This window comes from Solibacillus sp. FSL H8-0523 (assembly GCF_038051985.1).
GTDB lineage: Bacteria > Bacillota > Bacilli > Bacillales_A > Planococcaceae > Solibacillus.
The window spans coordinates 2,396,194-2,415,006 of the sequence record NZ_CP150291.1 but is presented as its reverse complement, the minus strand read 5'-3'; the positions used below and the strand labels follow the sequence as shown (position 1 = coordinate 2,415,006).

General features: G+C 36.0%; 20 protein-coding genes. 17 read left to right on the top strand and 3 right to left on the bottom strand.

From position 1 onward, the window contains the following. The first annotated feature begins 161 nt into the window (after positions 1-161). The 11 genes from NSQ62_RS12030 to NSQ62_RS11980 all read left to right on the top strand — a co-directional run bounded on the left by NSQ62_RS12030 (position 162) and on the right by NSQ62_RS11980 (position 11,124). Entirely contained in the window at positions 162-1,202 is a 1,041-nt protein-coding gene (locus NSQ62_RS12030; protein ID WP_341320384.1) for a TlpA disulfide reductase family protein, read from the top strand. A 401-nt stretch (positions 1,203-1,603) separates the two neighbouring features. After that, the gene (locus NSQ62_RS12025; protein WP_341320383.1) at positions 1,604-2,386 is read left to right on the top strand and encodes an ABC transporter ATP-binding protein; all 783 of its coding nucleotides are present in this window, start codon (positions 1,604-1,606) and stop codon (positions 2,384-2,386) included. Next, positions 2,386-4,029: a hypothetical protein gene (locus NSQ62_RS12020; protein WP_341320382.1), complete on the top strand. Its 1,644-nt coding sequence runs from the start codon at positions 2,386-2,388 to the stop codon at positions 4,027-4,029. The genes NSQ62_RS12025 and NSQ62_RS12020 overlap by 1 nt, the downstream gene beginning before the upstream one ends. Positions 4,030-4,339: 310 nt before the next feature. Continuing rightward, on the top strand, positions 4,340-4,513 hold the full coding sequence (locus tag NSQ62_RS12015) for a hypothetical protein (RefSeq protein WP_341320381.1): 174 nt from the start codon (positions 4,340-4,342) through the stop codon (positions 4,511-4,513). A gap of 200 nt (positions 4,514-4,713) precedes the next feature. Further along, the gene (locus NSQ62_RS12010; RefSeq protein ID WP_341320380.1) at positions 4,714-5,907 is read left to right on the top strand and encodes a hypothetical protein; all 1,194 of its coding nucleotides are present in this window, start codon (positions 4,714-4,716) and stop codon (positions 5,905-5,907) included. A gap of 555 nt (positions 5,908-6,462) precedes the next feature. Continuing rightward, the gene (locus NSQ62_RS12005; protein ID WP_341320379.1) at positions 6,463-7,500 is read left to right on the top strand and encodes a DUF1835 domain-containing protein; all 1,038 of its coding nucleotides are present in this window, start codon (positions 6,463-6,465) and stop codon (positions 7,498-7,500) included. Positions 7,501-7,675: 175 nt separating this feature from the next. Further along, positions 7,676-8,401, top strand: coding sequence for an alpha/beta hydrolase (locus NSQ62_RS12000; RefSeq protein ID WP_341320378.1), 726 nt, complete (start codon positions 7,676-7,678; stop codon positions 8,399-8,401). A 214-nt stretch (positions 8,402-8,615) separates the two neighbouring features. Beyond that, positions 8,616-8,900, top strand: a complete 285-nt coding sequence (locus NSQ62_RS11995) for a hypothetical protein (RefSeq protein ID WP_341320377.1) — start codon at positions 8,616-8,618, stop codon at positions 8,898-8,900. Between the two features lie 338 nt (positions 8,901-9,238). Next, complete coding sequence (locus tag NSQ62_RS11990; protein WP_341320376.1) at positions 9,239-9,724, top strand: hypothetical protein; 486 nt, start codon at positions 9,239-9,241, stop codon at positions 9,722-9,724. A 229-nt stretch (positions 9,725-9,953) separates the two neighbouring features. After that, the gene (locus NSQ62_RS11985; RefSeq protein ID WP_341320375.1) at positions 9,954-10,418 is read left to right on the top strand and encodes a tetratricopeptide repeat protein; all 465 of its coding nucleotides are present in this window, start codon (positions 9,954-9,956) and stop codon (positions 10,416-10,418) included. Positions 10,419-10,704: 286 nt separating this feature from the next. Beyond that, on the top strand, positions 10,705-11,124 hold the full coding sequence (locus tag NSQ62_RS11980; protein WP_341320374.1) for a sigma factor-like helix-turn-helix DNA-binding protein: 420 nt from the start codon (positions 10,705-10,707) through the stop codon (positions 11,122-11,124). A 106-nt stretch (positions 11,125-11,230) separates the two neighbouring features. Here NSQ62_RS11980 and NSQ62_RS11975 read toward each other — a convergent pair whose 3' ends face one another. Both NSQ62_RS11975 and NSQ62_RS11970 read right to left on the bottom strand, forming a co-directional pair. Further along, entirely contained in the window at positions 11,231-11,554 is a 324-nt protein-coding gene (locus NSQ62_RS11975; protein WP_341320373.1) for an alpha/beta-type small acid-soluble spore protein, read from the bottom strand. A gap of 239 nt (positions 11,555-11,793) precedes the next feature. Further along, positions 11,794-12,156, bottom strand: a complete 363-nt coding sequence (locus NSQ62_RS11970) for a hypothetical protein (protein ID WP_341320372.1) — start codon at positions 12,154-12,156, stop codon at positions 11,794-11,796. A 153-nt stretch (positions 12,157-12,309) separates the two neighbouring features. Here NSQ62_RS11970 and NSQ62_RS11965 point away from each other — a divergent pair, with 153 nt between their 5' ends. From NSQ62_RS11965 to NSQ62_RS11950, 4 genes are read left to right on the top strand one after another with little or no spacing between them, the layout of a single operon-like run. Next, positions 12,310-13,095, top strand: a complete 786-nt coding sequence (locus NSQ62_RS11965) for a conserved phage C-terminal domain-containing protein (RefSeq protein WP_341320371.1) — start codon at positions 12,310-12,312, stop codon at positions 13,093-13,095. After that, positions 13,092-14,372, top strand: a complete 1,281-nt coding sequence (locus NSQ62_RS11960; RefSeq protein WP_341320370.1) for a replicative DNA helicase — start codon at positions 13,092-13,094, stop codon at positions 14,370-14,372. The genes NSQ62_RS11965 and NSQ62_RS11960 overlap by 4 nt, the downstream gene beginning before the upstream one ends. Continuing rightward, the gene (locus NSQ62_RS11955) at positions 14,369-14,863 is read left to right on the top strand and encodes a hypothetical protein (protein ID WP_341320369.1); all 495 of its coding nucleotides are present in this window, start codon (positions 14,369-14,371) and stop codon (positions 14,861-14,863) included. Before NSQ62_RS11960 ends, NSQ62_RS11955 begins: the two co-directional genes overlap by 4 nt. A 57-nt stretch (positions 14,864-14,920) precedes the next feature. Next, positions 14,921-15,268 carry a DNA topoisomerase gene (locus NSQ62_RS11950; protein WP_341320368.1) on the top strand — a complete coding sequence of 116 codons (348 nt, stop codon included), beginning with the start codon at positions 14,921-14,923 and terminating at the stop codon, positions 15,266-15,268. A gap of 186 nt (positions 15,269-15,454) precedes the next feature. Here the strand turns inward: NSQ62_RS11950 and NSQ62_RS11945 are convergent, their stop codons facing one another. Beyond that, a complete protein-coding gene (locus NSQ62_RS11945; protein WP_341320367.1) occupies positions 15,455-16,690 on the bottom strand; it encodes a Spo0B domain-containing protein in 1,236 nt (411 codons plus the stop codon). An 853-nt stretch (positions 16,691-17,543) separates the two neighbouring features. On the opposite strand from NSQ62_RS11945, the gene NSQ62_RS11940 reads away from it, so the two are divergent. Next, positions 17,544-17,957, top strand: a complete 414-nt coding sequence (locus tag NSQ62_RS11940) for a hypothetical protein (RefSeq protein ID WP_341320366.1) — start codon at positions 17,544-17,546, stop codon at positions 17,955-17,957. Between the two features lie 183 nt (positions 17,958-18,140). After that, on the top strand, positions 18,141-18,716 hold the full coding sequence (locus NSQ62_RS11935; protein WP_341320365.1) for a hypothetical protein: 576 nt from the start codon (positions 18,141-18,143) through the stop codon (positions 18,714-18,716). Positions 18,717-18,813: the final 97 nt, after the last annotated feature.

Here is an 18,813-nt window from a genome sequence, read left to right as displayed (position 1 = left end):
CTGTGTAAGGAATTACTCTAGAAATCGGTTGATCGTACCAAATGTCATGCTGCAAAGTACTAAATAAAAATTGACAACATACCTACCGGGGTATAAAATTCGAGTGAGAAGATTTATGAAATACAAACCGGTTAAGCGCACGGATTGGAAAGGACAGAAACATGACCTATTTAACACTCGGGCAAGTGAATATTCCAATCGGATGGCTGGCCTTTATTGTCGCGATTCTTTACAGCGATTTTTGGAATCGTCATGCAGATCTTGCAACAAGTAAGCTTTTGGAACGCTTACTCTACACATATTTGATTATTTGGAAGTTGAGCTATGTGCTGTTTTCATTAACGGATTTCCTCCAGTCCCCGTTATCACTTCTTTATTTTGACGGAGGTTTGAAGGGGCATCTGTTGGCGTTAGTAATAATTGCTTTCGTCTTGTACCAAAAACGACAAGTGCTTGTTTGGGAAGATGGCTGGAACTACTGGGCAAGGTTTGTGGCTATTTATCAGCTTATTTTTTACAGCTTTCAGGAGCAATGGTTCGTTGTGGGCTTGTGGCTCGTGCTGCTTATAGTGCTAGAGCGAACGAAGCGTCAGTGGGTATTGGTTGCTCAATTTTTCTTACTCGCTTGGATAGAGGGCTTTACCGGGGTGTTGGCGATTTTTCAAGGTATCGTATTAATAAGCGTGTATTTGAAAACGAAACAGACGCAGTATTTAGTCGTTGCGGGATTGTTAAGCTTAGTCGCCATTATGCTCGTAGATATTGAAAATAAGCCACAACCGACAACTGAAAGAGCAGCGATTGATTTGCCTACAACGACTGGTGAACACTATCGTCTAACTGAACAAGATCAAACGTTAACGATTGTGAACTTTTTTGCTACCTGGTGTCCGCCTTGTAAAGCGGAAATGCCTCATTTACAGAGTTTTGCACAAACGCTACCTACAGGGGTAAGCATCGTGGGCATTAATTTAACCGCACGTGATGACGGCGAAAAAGCACTCGCTGATTTTATGGACACATACAAGGTGACATATCCGATTTTACTAGATGAGACGGATGCAGTCGGGACAGCCTTTCAAGTGCTGTCTATCCCAACAACGGTATTACTGAATACGCAGGGAGAAGAGCTTGAACGGATTGTCGGGCCGGTGAGTGAGGACGGATTGCGTCAATTAATCAAGAAACATCAAGCTGATTAAGTGAATGGAAGGAGAGAATGAAATGAACCCATGGGATGAACGATTTAAAGCACAACACTTTGTATACGGAACGGAGCCGAAGTGGAGCGGGTGGAAGGCACGTTACATACTGGGGTATGTAAGGTACTCCAATGTATCGTTTCGAAGTCGATTTGATCAGGCTGGGACTGAAATAAGTACATTTATTATGAGAATTTATCTATTCAAACGAAAAAGGCACTTTCTGTTCAATTCGAACGGGAAGTGCCTTATTTCTAATTGTTTTTGCGATTTTTCATGTCAATTAGCTCCCTTGAGAAACTTATTAAAATCAAGTAAATATATGGTAATTAACCATATTTTATGAGAAGATTGAAATAATTTATATTTTACTATTATATTATTGGGAGCGAGGGATTTGCATGAAGGAAAACGTATTAACGCTTTCGAATATTACGAAAAGTTATGGTAATAAAGAGATATTACGAGGGATTGATTTAACCGTTTCGAGTGGTGAAATTATCGGCTATATTGGCCCGAACGGAACAGGTAAAAGTACAACGATTAAAATCATTTTAGGGATGATTGCTGATTATGGGGGAGAAGTGAAATTATTCGGGCGTGATATAAAGGAAAGTGGTCTTGAATATAAACGACGAATAGGCTATGTTCCTGAAATTGCGGATGTATATGACAACTTAACCGGCTCCGAGTATTTAACATTCATCGGGCAAATGTACGGGCTTACGCAGGAAGAGGCAGCGACTAAATCGAAAACATTGATGGAGCTGTTTGGTGTGGGCGAGGCGTATCATTCACGCATTTCATCCTATTCGAAAGGGATGCGCCAAAAGCTGTTAATTATTTCGAGTCTTTTACATAATCCCGATATTCTATTTTTAGATGAACCGATTAACGGACTTGATGCGAATAGTGTAATGATTTTCAAGGAAATTTTAGCGCAGCTCGCAGCACAGGGGAAAACGATTTTCTATTCATCTCATTTAATGGATGTTGTCGAGAAAATTAGTAGTCGTATTGTGTTAATTAATGAGGGGCGTATTGTAGCGGATGGCACATTCGAGCAGCTACAGGCAACGAGTGAGGGCAGTTCATTAGAGGGGATTTTCAATCAGCTTACGGGCTTTGATAGTTATGAGGAAATCGGTGAGCAATTTGTTGCGGCTGTAAGAGGGGTGGTATAATGCCTGAATTTACCGTGTTAAAGCTACTGGATGTTTTTCGTTTTGTGTTTCGCTGGATTGGTGTCGATTATCCAGTAATGCGACGTATTTTACAAGTAAAGCTGACGATGGATGACCGTAAGCCGCCGACATTCCAAAATTCGAATAAGCCACAAAAAGAAATGACAAATGGCTATATTAAATCACTTTGGATCTATGTGTTATTTGGGCTAGTGTTAATTCCGTTTATTGGTTTTGGTGAAAATTATGTGTTCCAGATGAGCATTGCATTTGCGATGATTATGTTTTTAGTTATGTCGACGTTAATTTCGGAATTTTCGTCGGTTTTGTTAGATGTTAGGGACCGGGCGATTTTGTCTACAAAACCGATTTCAGAGCGAACAATTAATGCGGCGAAAATTATGCATGTGTCCATTTATTTATCGTATTTAACGGTTGCTGTGGCGGGGATTCCACTGATTGTGGCGTTCATTAATCAAGGGCTCTTGTTTGGATTGTTGACGTTAGTGCTGATTGTGCTAATTGATTTATTAATTGTGGTATTGACAGCTATTTTTTATATTGCCATTTTGAGCTTTTTCGATGGGGAGAAGCTGAAGGATATGATCAATTATGTGCAAATTTTTCTGGCGCTTGGCATGATGATTGGCTATCAAGTGCTCATTCGTGCGTTTGAGTTTACGAACTTTTCCTATGTGGTTGAACCGGCATGGTGGCATGTTGTACTTGTGCCAATGTGGTTTGCAGCACCGTATGAAATGTTGTTTAATGATAGTCGCAATGCGGTCGTGATCGTACAATGTTTGCTAGCAGTTGTCGTACCGTTTGTAGCAATTTGGCTTTATGTGAAGCTGATCCCGACGTTCGAACGTAACTTGCAAAAGCTTTTAAGCACAAGTAAATCAAAAGTGAAAAAGCAAAATAAGGTAAAGGATCTTCTACTTTCGTTCATTTGTCGAACGAAAGAGGAGCGTGCGTTTTACCAGTTTGCGTCCATCATGATGAAGCAGGAGCGCGACTTTAAGCTAAAGGTGTATCCATCACTCGGCTTTGCGGTTGTCATTCCATTTATCTTTATTTTTAACAACTTGTCGACTGGTGACGTCGATTTTACGGTGAGTAAAACGTATTTTTTTGTGTATTGCAGTTTGCTTATGATTCCTACGGCGGTTATGCTACTAGGGCATTCAGCAAAGTATAAGGCGGCCTGGATTTATCAGCTCTTCCCGCTTGCGGATTATAGTGCGATGAAAAAAGGGACGTTGAAGGCGTTTTTAGTGAAGCTGTTTGTGCCGCTTTATGTGGTGATGAGTGTTGTGTTTATCGTGCTTTTTGGTGTTCGTATCGTGACGGAATTAATCGGTGTTTTACTAGCGGCATTGATCTATGCACTGATTTGTTACTTACTCACGGGCGATTCATTGCCATTTACGAAGCCATCTGATCAAATAAGCTCAAATCAAGGTTTTATGACACTATTACTTTTAATGCCGCTTGCTCTAATTGCAGGAGTGCATATTGCGGTTTCAGCATTCATGCCGTATGGATCGTGGGTATTTGTCGTGGTAATGATTGTAGTGAATTTCATTTGTTGGAATGTTTCCTTTAAGCAAAAACATGCGGTGAACGTTGAAATGAAATGAGTGGGAAGTTGAATCATTACGAGTCTCTTTAAGGGGGCAAAAACTAAATTAACTATTAAAATACCCTGTGAAATCATAGGGTATTTTGTCTACTAGAACGTACAGGTAGGGGACGTTATCTTTTAAATAGATAAATTAAAAGAATAATTATTCCTAAGAATATTAAAAGCCAAAGTAAAATTGGCACAAACAAAAGGAATGAGTTCATTTATTCACCACCTTCTTATATTAAGAATAAAATATTGGTATATAATTCGAAAAAGTAATTTTTTAATGGATTTATTACCTTCAAAATTGAGGAGGAACAAGAATGAAGTTAGTATGGGGAGGGATATTTTGGTTAACAGGTCTAATTCTTTATAGTGTGAATTTTGATGATATTAGTTCTTTTTATAACAATTCACTATCTATTTTAGGCTCTCTCTTTGGATTGGTAGGTCTGATAATTATCGGTACCAGTATAGCGAAAAAAAAACATATATAAGCTATTTAATATTAATAATGCAACTTCATACAAAATAACGTTCCCAAAATGTGAACTGCACCCCATTTGTTAGACACACTAACTAGGAGGTGCGATTTTTCTGTGGGGAAAATGAGCGCAGAAAATTTAATTACGTCTAATAGGTATTTAAAGGGGAATCAATATTTTTATAGAACAATAATTACTGAAAGGAGAATTTCATGCAAAACATTTTAGAAAGAATTTTAACAACGCTATGTTCTGAACGATTAAAAAATTATTGGGAAGATCTCCACCCCGTTGCCTTTGCAATTTTTGATGAGAAGGATGTCTTAATTTTTAATCACCCTAAATGTAATGGTGAGTCGTATATCAAATTAGCTAAAACAGAACAATTTCATGCTTGTACTTGTATTCTATTTGAAGAAGTGCCAACAGCTATTGTAGATACGACACTCTATAATTCGTTCGAAGATATTTATTCTTTGCTTGTCCATGAATCATTTCATGTGTTTCAACATTTATCTGGAGAAAGCCGTTATCCAGATGAAATATTAGGATTCAACTACCCGATTGATTTTAATAATATTCAATTGCGCGTTTTAGAAAGAAAAAGACTTTTTGAAGCTTTTGTATCAACAGACCAAAAAGAAAAACAACAAAAAATAAACGAATTTATCATACTAAGAGATAAGAGAACAGAGCTGTTTCCTGATTATGTAGAATATGAAAATTCAGTTGAAACAATTGAAGGTCCTGCATTTTATGTTGAATATCAGGCTCTAAACGATGTTAGTTCCAATCAAGAGAATGTGATTAGCAAATATGCAGAACAATTACTAGATAGCAACCTGTCCCATATAAACATTCGAAGTAGTTGCTATAATTCAGGTTTATTTATTTGTTTATTATTAGATGACATTTCAAAGGACTGGAAAGTAGAATTTATAAAATCAAATTTAAACTTGTATCAATTTTTCAAAAACGCTTTCCCTTATTACACACCTGTTGAAATAAATATTCCTAATACCTCAGAAGAAGTTTTCCAAATAATAAATAATGCTAAAACAACTAAATCCATAGCATTTGCAAACTTTAATAAATCTGAGGGCATAAAATTAACGGTTTCAGGTGCCGTAAAATTAGCTGGTTTTGACCCTATGAATATTACCCAATTCAATAAACAAGCATTACATCACAACTTTTCAAGTGTAAAGCTAATAAATAAAGACTATTTTATTAAACAACCTGTTTGCACTACGTTTGAAAATAATTTCAGAGACATTCAATTAATAGAGCTATTTTTAAATCAACCGCCTATACATATGGATAATCGAATTATTATTGAAAATATTGGAGAAATTGAAGGTACGATTATTTCAAAAGAACCTAATGCAATTCATATAGTTGTTTAATCTTGTATAAATAGTTCGAATAATGTTCCCAAATGACACTTAGGCGACATTCAATTAAGCAACTACGGTAAGTTCATTATTTTAGCTGCTTTTAATAAAAAAACGCCATACATCTTTTTGATATTATACGAGCGTTTAAAAAGAGAAGTATTAATTCCTAACCTAGAATATCTACATAAAAAGACACCCATAAAATATTTTCTAAAAGAAATTAAAGTCGAACCCTTTTTCGAATCCGATTTTTTTGAAGAATAGTATAATTAAAGTATGCAGTTTCATTCAAAATAACGTTTACAAATCAAAGCTTGGGAACATTCCAAACAGCGACAGACACTGTTAAATCAGTGTTTGTCGCTGTTTTTTATAGAAAATAACGCTCTGAGACGCTGTGAAAAATTATTTTAAAGAGGACTGTTTGATCCACTTGTTCTGAGTGGCTGTAACATCTAAATAGAATCTCAATGAAATGTTACCAAACGTCGGTTTGGGAGCGTTCTACTTTAATCGCCTTATTAAAATATATGGTAAAATTGTGAAAAAAGGAGGTTTTTTTAATTGTTTAATGAATTGAAAGATATGATTAATCATTTGGAAGATACAGAATTAAAGTCATTATTACTTCAAATCTTTTTGCGTATGCAAACTGTTGGGGAGGGAAAAGGCAATTCGGAGCAACAATTCTTTTTAGATTTAAAAAATACATATAACGACCTACTAGCAACTAAAAATAATCAAGCAAGTAGCAAACAAGCACAATATCACACGACAAATATTGTCTTTAGTGATTCAGCTGCTTGTAGTTTGGAAATCACTCTAATAAAGTCCGATTTAAACCAACAAGAAAACATCATTAACGTGTCTGATTTATTTTCAATTGGACCACTTTGGAATTTACATACTCCTGAAGGAATCAACCATCGCTACAATTGGCTGCGTACACACATAAATATAGATGAAAAACAGCTACTGACTTATGAGTATAACTTTGAGCAATATTTATTATCGCTTAAGCAAATTCCAAACGATCATAAAATTATCATATGGATTGGCGAAAATGCCCACGAGCAAGCTGCGTTACGATTGATACTGTATGTATTAAAAGAAAAAACAAATGAAATCATGCTAATCAATATCAATGAAGCCTATAAAATGCATTTTGATCTAGCTGAAATGGAACCCCCCCCACGACATATGGGTGAAATTTCAACAAAGCAATTAAAGCAAATATATGAAAACAAGGGGAATGGTCATGTACTTACACAATTAGAACGTAAAGTATTTGAGCAACAATGGCTACAACTATGTCAACAAAAAGACGTATTACGAATCTGGGAAAATAACGAAATCGTAAATGTTCCAGAAAATTATTATGATGGGTACATCATCGATAAAGTAAAAGAATCTCACGAAAAGAATAACCATAAAGATTTTATCAAATCAGCCAGAATCATCGGCGGAGTAATGGGGCATTTAAATCAATACATTGGCGCCCAATTTATCGAATATCGCGTGATCCGCTTAATCATGAATGGAGTATTGGACATGGAAGGTGTGCCGACAGCAATGCGTCATTATAGCATTAAAATCAAATAATACATTAGCTTACTAACATATAGCGCAACTGTCACTTCAACACCGCTTTGGTAACTTTATTAAAGGATTAAAAATTAGTTTATAGAATTTAATCTATAATTAATAGGACATTTTCACTCATACTCCTATTAACCGTTGAAAGTAAGCAAATATATAATTAATTTTAGGAGGAAATATGAATTATACTGATAAGTTCACAAATACCGACATTAATATTCATTATATCGAAACAAACGATCATGTTACTGACTCATTACCTCTTGTATATATTCCTGGAGCCTTGGGGAATGCTGAACAATTTATCGAAGAAATGAAATCTCTTTTTCCTAGACATTGTATTTCTATTAGTTTAAGAGGAATAGGGAAAAGTGACGCTCCATTAAAGGGATATACTTTTGAAGAAAATATATTGGATATTTCATCAGTTATTAAAAAAAGTGGGCTAAATGCTTATTATTTAATGGCGTATTCTATGGGGGTTCCTTATGCAATACAATACGCTGCTACCAACCCTAACGAAGTCAAAGGGCTAATATTATGTGATTATCCTGCAAAATACCCTCGGATTCCAGAACAATGGATAGAAAACGCAAAAAAATTTGTCCCCCCAAATAGATGTCATGTAGTTGAAGAAATTCAAAAAGATTCCAGTGAAATAATTCTATGGGAAAAACTGAAAGAAATTAACTGTCCCGTATTAGTTCTTAAAGGTGGGACAGAACAAGCTTTACTAAAAGAAGAGGCTAGTATGAAATATAAAAGCAACTTAAAAAATGTTGAATTATTAGAATTTACTAACTCTGGTCATGAATTGTGGGTTCCTGATTACGAAAAATTTATTCAATCAATTAAAGATTTTCTAACTAAAATAGAGGCAAAAAACATTACCATAAATATCTAATTCTAAAGCGCAAAAATAATGGGATTTATATTTAGTCGATTAGAAACTTCGACTGGCGTACTGATAAGTGCAGATTGGACCAGGAAGGGGTCCCACCAGAAAAATGCGGATTTACAACGTTAAGCGAAATAAAGTACCCAAACAGCGCTTTGGGAACCATATACTTACAATTTATGTCTATATTGAAAAATGAAAGTATGATGGAGGTATTATTATGTGGGTAATATTAGGTCTTATTGCGATAATTATAACTTTTATAAATCTTTATATGTATGCAGCAGGAAAGGATTATAAACTTGCTATGGCGATGGCATTATCATTTACAGCATTAACAATTTGTGCAGCTTTCAGTAATTTGAATCGATGGGTAAAAGTGGAAGATTGGTCGGCTTTAAGTGAAATACCTGGTATGGCAAGGGCATTTTGGTTTGTGACAATTGTTTCTATCTTGCTAAATTTAGCACCTATATTTTTAGAACGAAAACGTAAGAAATTATGACCTATGCAATTATTGTGTAAGTCTTATCTATAACTAACGTGCTTTAGTGAAAAAAGGATTTATAAAGTATACAAAATAAACCTAAATAATGTTCCCAAATGACACTTAGGGAACCAACACCCGTTATTCAATTGAATAGGGGGTATTTTGGCTGCTTGTAAACGATAAGTCCCCAAACTAACTATGCTTTAGGTGCATTTTTTCTTTAATTATAGGGCAGGCTAGTTCGAGAATGTTGTTAATTTTTGTTCAACAATCGGGCATTGTTAGCCCATTAACTAAAGGGGGGTAAACCTTTTTGTACAATCATATATTTAAAGTGAGAGGAAGTGTGCAAATTGAAAAAGCGGAAAACCACTTTAATTGGATCCATTGTAATTTTACTTGCTGTAACTTTTCTATTTATCAATAATTCCTCAAAAACAGTAGAATCAGCTGAAGTTTTTTCTTCAAGTCCAAAAGTACAAGAACAGGTTGAAAACGTAAAATCAGTAGTGTCTGTTGAACAAGAACACAAAAATCGTAAAATAGCGGAGTATACAAACCTTTTAGTTTCAGAGGAAATGGAGTTAGGAAAAATAATTGCAAATGAAACAGGTTTTGAAGAAGAATCCGTAGAGGTTAATTTTATGCCTATTTCTGGAGGGGATTACCCAGACATATTGTGTTTAATTATTTTATCCACAGAGAACAAGATTGATAAGACAACTGAACAACTCATAGTAAAAAATACAATGACCTTTGTATCTGACATTAAAAACAAGCTTAGAGAGGAACAAATCTTTATTGTAAATCAAAGCGGGAAAAATCTTACTTTAAACTAACAGAATATATTAGTGCAAAAAGGATTTATAAAGTATACAAACTCGCATTCAATAACGTTCCCAAATAAAAGTTAGGTAACTATCTCCCCATTCATTATTTTGGATGGGGTATTTGCTTTTGCCTGCCTATTCAATAAATGTCACAAATCACGCTTTGAGAAGGTTTTTAAAAAACTATTTAATAAGAACGGGAATGGTATAATTAGTAAAAAAATGGGGGTGTTGATTTGTGAGGAAAAAATTATTGGTAGGTATATTATCTTTTGTAGCCATACTTGGAATAATGCTTGTTATTTTAGATAATCAAGAAAAACCTAATTATGCAGCCTTGGACGTTTTGGAATTGAAAAAATTATCTGATGAAGGTGATAGAGAGGCACAAGGTGTTTTAGCATATTATTATCAAGAAGGAATCAATGTTAAAAAAGATTATGAAAAAAGTTTGGAACTGTATTTGAAAAGTGCCGAAAATGGCAATACAACTTCGATGATTAATATAGCATATCTATATTCAAATGGAATTGGAGTAGAACAAAATCATAAAGAGGCTTTTAAATGGAACTTACAAGCCGCTGAAAATGGTGATTCAAGCGGAATGTTTAATGTTTCAAGAAAATATGAATTCGGATTAGGCGTTGAAAGGAATCCAGAAAAAGCAACTTATTGGTTAGAGAAATCAGGAAAAGAAATTTAATGGTTGTATTTGCAATTTTGATGATTCTTAACCTAAACTTTCTTTCCTACAAAAGTAAAACCAATGTCTATGGTTAGCTTCCTATAGCTCCTCTCTTTTGTTGTCCTCTTTTTTATTTTGATCAGAAAGGAGCAGGGCAATGAATTTTGTTCGCATATTATGAAACTTTAGTGATTCATGAAAATATAACGACTGTGTTGGGCATATTGAATGAGTACGGTTATCGTAAAATACATGAAATCGCAGCGGAAATATTTAGAACTACTAGACGCAGAGGAGCGAACAAATGGTGAAAGTAATTTTCAAAACATACAGAGATATTCTAGCAACGATTGAGATTACAAAAGCGGAAATGGAGGCGCTACAGTTAGATTTGGACTACTGGATTGGCAAGAACAGTGATCATCCTTTATTAAGTCAAGGAGCAGCCAAATATGGTCTTGATGTTGCGGCAAATCGCTCGAATTTTCTTTACGAGCGTATGAGTAAATTAGAGGGCCGTTTAAAGGGGTATGAGGAAATCGAGAAAGAAATTCGTGAAAATATTGAAAACCTTCACGGACTTGAACATAAGATTGCAAAGCTACGATTTATTAAGGGCTTAACATACGAAGAAATAGCCGACCAGCTAGGCTATTCATACGGCTATATTCGCACTATTGTTTCAAAAGGTGACAATCAGATGCCAAAACGACTTGCACAATAGTTAATGCTTGGGATATCGCGAGTTACCCGGTACTAAAACAACTCAAAATAAAAAAAGCTAAGCGGGGTATTTTCTCGCTTAGCTTTTTAATCTCATTTCTTGAAAGTTAATTATAAAAATTATTCTTTTGGGAATTATAATGAAAATGGGCCGGCAAAAAATCCCCATTGTACTCTTCAGGCCAAGGAAGCATAAGTTGCTTTTTTATGACTTTTTCCCTTTTTACAATGATAGGAACTAATTCTCGTTGTGTCATTTGAACCAATTGCATTTTTCCTAATTCAATTAGCCTCTTGGTCATTTCACCACCGATTTTACCATTCATTCTTGAAGATAATTCACCTTTATCAATGGAATCGTAGTTCTCCAATCCAAATTCCGCCGCAATTTCTAATTTCATTTGTTGCAGTTTATTTTGTATTTGGGTCATTATCGCACCTCCCTTTTCATTAATATAAGCAGGTTTTAAAATAATATCCTACGTTAGTATATGAGATAAATGAGTAACTTTAACAATGGAAATTTTAGCAGATATGTCTACATCTAAATCGATCTACATGACAAATGTTAATGCAATCGTATCCGACATCCAAGTGTTTGATGCATTCGAGTGTTGAAATTCTAAAAACCCCAAAAGCTAGGCGAGAAAAATCTCTCACCTAGCGTTTTTTATGCTAAATAACTATCTAAATCTTCAGCACTAAACCCAGTCATAACCCCAAGTATGTCATAATCGAGGCTGTACCATTTTGTGCGGTCCACGGAAAACTTGTTGAAGCGGTCTGTTGCGTGGACGATGCCGAGCGCTTCGAATTTTTTGAGCTGATTTTTGATAGTCGATTTGCGCAGGAACGGGAGCTGCGTGTGCCAGTCCTCATACGATTGGCAGTACCAGCATTGATCTTCAAAGTATTCACCTTCTTCCTGTAATTTTTTGTGCAGTTGCAGCAGGATCATCGCGCCTTTTTCGTTGAATTGTACGGCTAATGATGGAATGACGAAAAGCGGTGTTTCGTTTGTCAAATAGTACATGTCTGGTTCCTCCTTAAAAGTCGTTCTTACACTCTATATAGCATCAAAATGGAAAAAAAGGGACAGCGAAGTGAAATTTTTTTCGCTGGGCGTCCCTTTTTTGCGGTTTATTACTTATATACATAGTAAGGACGATAATTGGAGGGATAAAAAATGACACTGTTAACAAATGCACCAACACTGGTTGTACAAACAGATTTAGCGATGCTCATTGGGCAAGACGAGGCGATGCTGCTCCAGCAACTGCATTATCGCTTAGCCAATCAAGGTGTAGCGCGCGAGGGACGGATTTGGTTTTTCCATACGTATGAAAGCTGGAAGAAGCAAATTCCGTTTTGGAGTATTTCGAAATTAAAAAGCAAGTTTTTAAAGCTTGAAAAAATGGGGCTCGTTCAATCAACGGACAAGTTTAACCAGTTTTATGTAGATCGTACTAAGTGGTACAGCATTGACTATGACAAGCTCGATGCTCTTTTTTTGGCCAATGCGATTCAATCTAACCCGACAGACGTTACCCACGAAACGAAGCCATCGTCACCTGACAAGCGCTGCGACCGTTTTAATGTAAGCCCATCAGATACAAAAGAGGTTTATAAAAATAATAACAACAATATATATGCTTCTGAAATTGATGAAGTCATTAACTATTTAAATGACAAAGCGAAGAGAGGCTTTACAGTTTCTAATGAAAGCAATCGAAGAGATATCCAACAAAGATTACAGGAAGGCTACTGTGTAGAGCAGTGCTTTAGCGTCATTGATACACAAGTAAAAGCGTGGCAAGATGACGTGAAAATGTCTCGTTATTTAAGGCCTTCGACGTTATTTAAAAAAGCCAATTTCGAAAATTATTTAAATGCTGCGAATCAAACGCGGAATCATTATTTGGATAGTAAGCCGCTGGAGTTGGATTATAGTGCTGGGGAGGATATCGGATGATGATAGAACAATCAATCAGCCTAGAGCTTGCTGAAAAAAGCATTTTAGGCTCGATGCTTACAGAAAATTACTTAGTGTTAGACAGCACAGTGCAGCTAGAACATTTCAGCTCAATACAGCATCAAATTATTTTCAGTGCTATGCAAGAATTAGCGAGAGCAAATAAAAGCGTGGATTATATTACGTTACTGAGCGTGAGAGAGCCGATTGAATTAGGCGGCGCGAACTACATTGTTGACCTTAAAAACTATGCGAATCCAACAAAGTTTAACGAATATGCAGAAATCCTGTTTACGCATTGGCAGCACGTAACAAAGCAACAAATTTTAACGCAGGCACAGCAGGAAAATTGGTCGATTGAGCAAATCCAAACGCAATTAGACGCAATTAGCGATAGTGAGAGCTTGCTAGAAACAAGTATTACAAAAGGACTTGCAGAAGCGATGGATCGTCCGTATGAGCCAATGAGCGCGAAAACAGGCATCAATACTGATTTACGCAACTTTGACCGCATGACAAACGGCTTCCAAGATGGGGACTTGTTTATTTTAGCAGCGCGTCCATCGATGGGGAAAACGGATATGATGAATCACTTTGCTATCAATGCAGGCTTTAAAGGGTATTTACCGATAATCTTCTCGCTGGAGATGAAACGTGAGCAGCTGATTGACCGTATGATTGCCTCGACAGGAAACATTAATCGACTCAATTTAAGCGACCCGTATACAACGATGTCAGACGAGCAAAAGCTAAAATGGTCACAGGCAATTGGCATGCTAGATCATGCAAAAATCCAAATTGATGACCGCCCAGCAGTGACCGTACCACAAATTCGTGCGACGGCTCGTAAACTCATGAAGCAATACCCAGACCGCAAGCCACTGATTTTGATTGATTACTTGCAAATTATTCGTGCCAACAATTCAAAGGACAACCAAACACAGCAAATTGGTCAAATTAGCCGAGATTTAAAGCAAATGGCGCGTGAGTTCAATTGTCCAGTTGTGTGTTTATCGCAGCTCAATCGTAGTGTAGAGCAACGTCAGGATAAGCGTCCCATCATGAGTGACATTCGCGATAGCGGCAATATCGAGCAAGATGCAGACGTAATCGCATTCCTATACCGAGATGATTACTACAACAATAATTCACGGGCAAAGAACATACTCGAAATCAACCTTGCGAAGCACCGTAATGGACCTACTGGAAAGGTTTTAGTTGCTTATGCGAAGGAAACAGGCCGCTTGGTTAATGTGGATTGGACTGCACGCCAATGACAGTCTTTACGGTAAAGGAAATGCTAGAATATGCCATTGAAGGAGAGCACAGCGTATTAGCGCACATGATTTTTTGGGGCATGACGACACAGGGCATTGCACCAGAAGACGATTCGAATAAGCTAAAGGATTTAGATTTTGACCGTGAAGCAATTAGTGCGCTCGTAAAAAACAATGTGCTCGGCATGGGGCAGATCAAGCTGTTTGTCATGAAGGTTAATGCAGAGCTGTTCGCATTTTACTTTGCACGCAATGTGTTAGAGGCAAATGCGCACCATACCCAGTTATTTTTTCAAAAGCCTCTAAGCATTGTGGAGGCAGAGCGTTTGCTGCACAAGTCGATGTATTTTGCAAATCTTGACAAGCACATGATGCTAGTCGAGTACCGTAACGAGCTGCTACAGTTCCCGGCCTACATCGGACATGCAAAAGCAGGTGACCATAAACTGTATCGCCTAGACCAGCAGAAAGGGATAAACCGAGTTGTCTAAAGAAGAGTGTGAAGAAAGGATGACGGTACGGATGCTGCGAATCGAGGTGGAGTGAACATGGAGCCAGTTATTTTACCACAATGCGAAACAGGGCTGCACACGAGAAAGCAAGCTCTTACAAAGTTAAAAGCACTGTACGGCAAAGGCTATCGCTATGTAGTGCGTGATAAGGATTCGGCCTATCTTTACTGCTACTCGTTAAAGCCAAAAAAGTTTCAGGATTTACAAGGATGGGGTTATGAAAATCCAGATGGCCCGGATGTACTGCCGGCTTTTCCGATAAAGAATGTGGACCTGGTGGAGATTAGGTGGGGGAATCGGTCGGCGGTGATGATTGAGCGGGTGGTGAGGGAGGGGAAGAGTGTGCGAATCATTACAGGTTCTCTTTTGAATCACAAATTATAAAATAACACTTGAAATAGTCTATGAAATCGACTTGATTTTATAGGCTGTTTTTTATTGTTATTCCAGTGTTTTTGAGGTTTTATGTACTGAGTTCGTTGATAAAATCGACACTGAATTAATGCTATACGTTCCACAAAAAAAAGGCTATGGCACGTCATTTGAATTTGTACCACAACCTTTTACTATTTACTTAGTAGGGATTTTCACAATCGCTATTATCTCTTTTTCGTTTGTTGTATCAAGTGTAATCGTTCCATTGTATTTATTAATTGTTTCTTTAACAATAAATAAACCTTGTCCTCTAACTCTTCCTTTCTCTACTTTTTTCGTTGAGTAGCCTTGTTTAAAAATTTGATTTATGTCAGGTAGCTTTCGCCCAGCGTTCGTAATCGAGAACGTATAATATATCTCGTCTGCTTTACAGCTAACTGTAATTTTACGTTGTTCCTCTGGCAACTCCATTGTCGCTTCTATCGCATTATCAATTATGTTCGATAATATATTGATTAAATCAATCGTTTTTATATTATCAAATGGATTATCATCAACGGTTATCTCTATATCAATTTGTTGATTTTGACATGTTAATTTTTTTGTTTGCAGTAATATCGCTAATCCCGGGTTATCAAGATTCAATTTAATGGATTCAATTGTTTGTATGTCTTTAGACAAAGAATCGACATACTTCTTCGCTTGATCTACTTCACCTAAATGCAGAAGTCCATGTAAAACTTGGATATGATTAATATAATCGTGCCTTAATGATGAGACAGAAGCCATTAACGTTTTAATTTCCTTTTGATATGTATACTCAGTAGTTCCAACCTCTTTTTGATACCACTTTTGTAAAAGGAAGAAAGAAATAATTATAATAATAATAAAAAGTCCACTGACTACTAATAGGGCAATATTACTATTAACAACGGATTCTTTAATCACGTCAAGTGTATCCGTACTAATATCAATGCTAAGGTAGCTAATGATTTCCCCTTCTGCATTCATGATAGGGGTCCCAACCGTTATATAATGATGGCCATATTTCGTATCTTCTAGGATCTCTGTTACAAATGGTTTGCCTTCCTCATACGCTAATTTCACTTGGGCTTCCGGTACTGTACAAACTTCACCTATTAGAAATTCATTTGGATTATCCTTGTTTTCAGGATAACCTACGATTAAAACTTTCGATCTAGTAGGGTTGTCTACTTCCAAAGTATAGACGTATAATACACCTAGTTTTTCTCGGGCATCATTCAAATAATGTCGTATTGTCCAATAATCTTCATCACGATTCCGTTCTTTTAAAAATCGCTCATACGTTTCCAAATCAATCGCCTTTGCAATGGATTTGGCAGCTTCAAGATTTTGGTTAGCAATCGCCTCTTCCACTGTATCTTCAATCTTTGTATAGGAAGTATACATACTTATTCCAATAAAGAATATGACTAATAATATAGATAACACTATAATTAGCTTTAATTTAAAACGTTTCATTTCTAAACAATACTTCCTTCCTATAAAAATAAATATTTTGCTGTAAATTAAACAATTAAATTATTTTTCCCAAACTGAAATAGCCCATCCCACCGACTGATGGAATAAGAGCTATTTCATTTGGTTTCTTTATTCTTTGCACCAATGAAAAACACTTTAATACTATTAAGTCCGTACCTTTAAATTAGTAAACTGTTATAAAATCTACAAGTATTAATATTAATTCGATATAAAGGAACAAAGGAATAGTATAAATGTTCTAAATCCTTTTGTCCAAAAAATTACACAAAGTTAATCCAATTTTTTTAATAATACTGCTAATTAATATATTTACTTTGACAATAAATAAAGTCAAGGTAAAATCCCCTGGCTTTCACTATACATCAAGATTTTATGACCAAACAATCCAAAACTTATATTTGGCTTATTTTAACCGACCAACTGGATTCAGCAGGGTCTAGCCTATTGGGCTTCTGGTAAAGGTGCAGGAAGTACTGGACAAAGACCATTTCTATATCGTTGAGCAAAAAACGAAAAAGGCAAAGCAGCGTAGCAAAAAGTATACCGTACGCAAACGTATCCCGCTTATCAAAAAGCTACAGCGTTTAATTAGCAGCTACTGTGAAGGGGTGCGCGGTACTGAGTATTTGTTTAATAGCCGGCAAGGAAAGAATAGGCCAATCACTCGTGTTCGTTTATTTTTATGTAAGGCTAATTATTTAAATAAATAATAAAAACATGCAAAGAATAAGAAATAAACAGAATTCTGAGGTGTTTCTAAATGGTTAAACAATACTTGGTCCTAATAGGATTCATATTTATTGTTCTTATTTATACGCAAAATGTTGAAATTGAAGCTAATTCAGAAGTGGAAGAGATGTATGTCACAACCGAGGACATTATTTCGGACATAATCTTCCCAACTATTGATAAAAGAGTGATCAAAGAGTATGGAGGAGATAATCACCTTATTTGGCATTGGAAAAGGATTGTTGGTATTACTTACAATAAGAATCATTCCTATGATGTTACTGTAAGAATTGAGATTCCTTCAAAAAAACCTAATAGGAATGTTAAAGAAGATTTAGTTAAGGTAAGAATATCCCCGTCCTGTGATAGTGAGAAGATAAATAAGCAAATTTGTAATCATGAGTTTAAACTTGAAATATTAGAGTACAAACATTTATCTCAATAATCGGGCGCCTTCCTTGAATAAGGAAAGGGCCTTTTTCCGTTAAAGGGCCAGATTGTGTACTAAGGGATGTAACCAAACCCCGCTTTGGGGACGTTTTTAATTAACAGAAGAAAGACAATTCCTCATGCTGTTCAAATGCTACAATGGTAAAAATAGTATTTGCGGAGGGCGAAGGTGAGTAGGTTGAAATTTAAGTATAAAATTATAGGCGCAGGTTGGGCAATATGCGAACTACAGACAGCAAATGAAACGTTTACTTTTAAAGCGAGTTATCTATCTGATGCTTTAGGCGATTTGTTAAACGCTTTACTGTCGTTGAATTCTGACAATAACCCAGAATTTTATGAAGATAAAACGGAATTTAGATGGTATCAAGAACCAGGTTTAACAGTATGGCACGTCAAAGCTTTTGATATAAAAAGTAACGCAGAAAACCTTTCCTTTAGAGTTAACCAGTATTTAAACGACTCTGAAAAAGGTGCTCCAGAAACTACTTCAGTATTTGCGTGCAATTATGATGAATTAATATATACAGTTGTAGAAAGTTTGGAACGTTTAATTCAAAAATTTGGCTTAGTAGGTTATCAAGTAATGTGGGGTGATATAGGTTTCCCAGTAGTCGCCTATTTAAAGTTAAAGCATTACGCTATTTACAAAACAGCATTTCCATTTGTTAACGGAGAAAATGGTACTCTTAAAACGATGACAAGTATGGATTATGAAATGAAATTGCTCACGAAGGACTTAAAAGATTATTAATCTTCTAGGACAAGCATTAAAAATGTTAACCAATTATTCAACAATTGGGCGTGAATAAGAAAAGTGCTTTATTCAATTATAGGGCCAGATTGTTGAA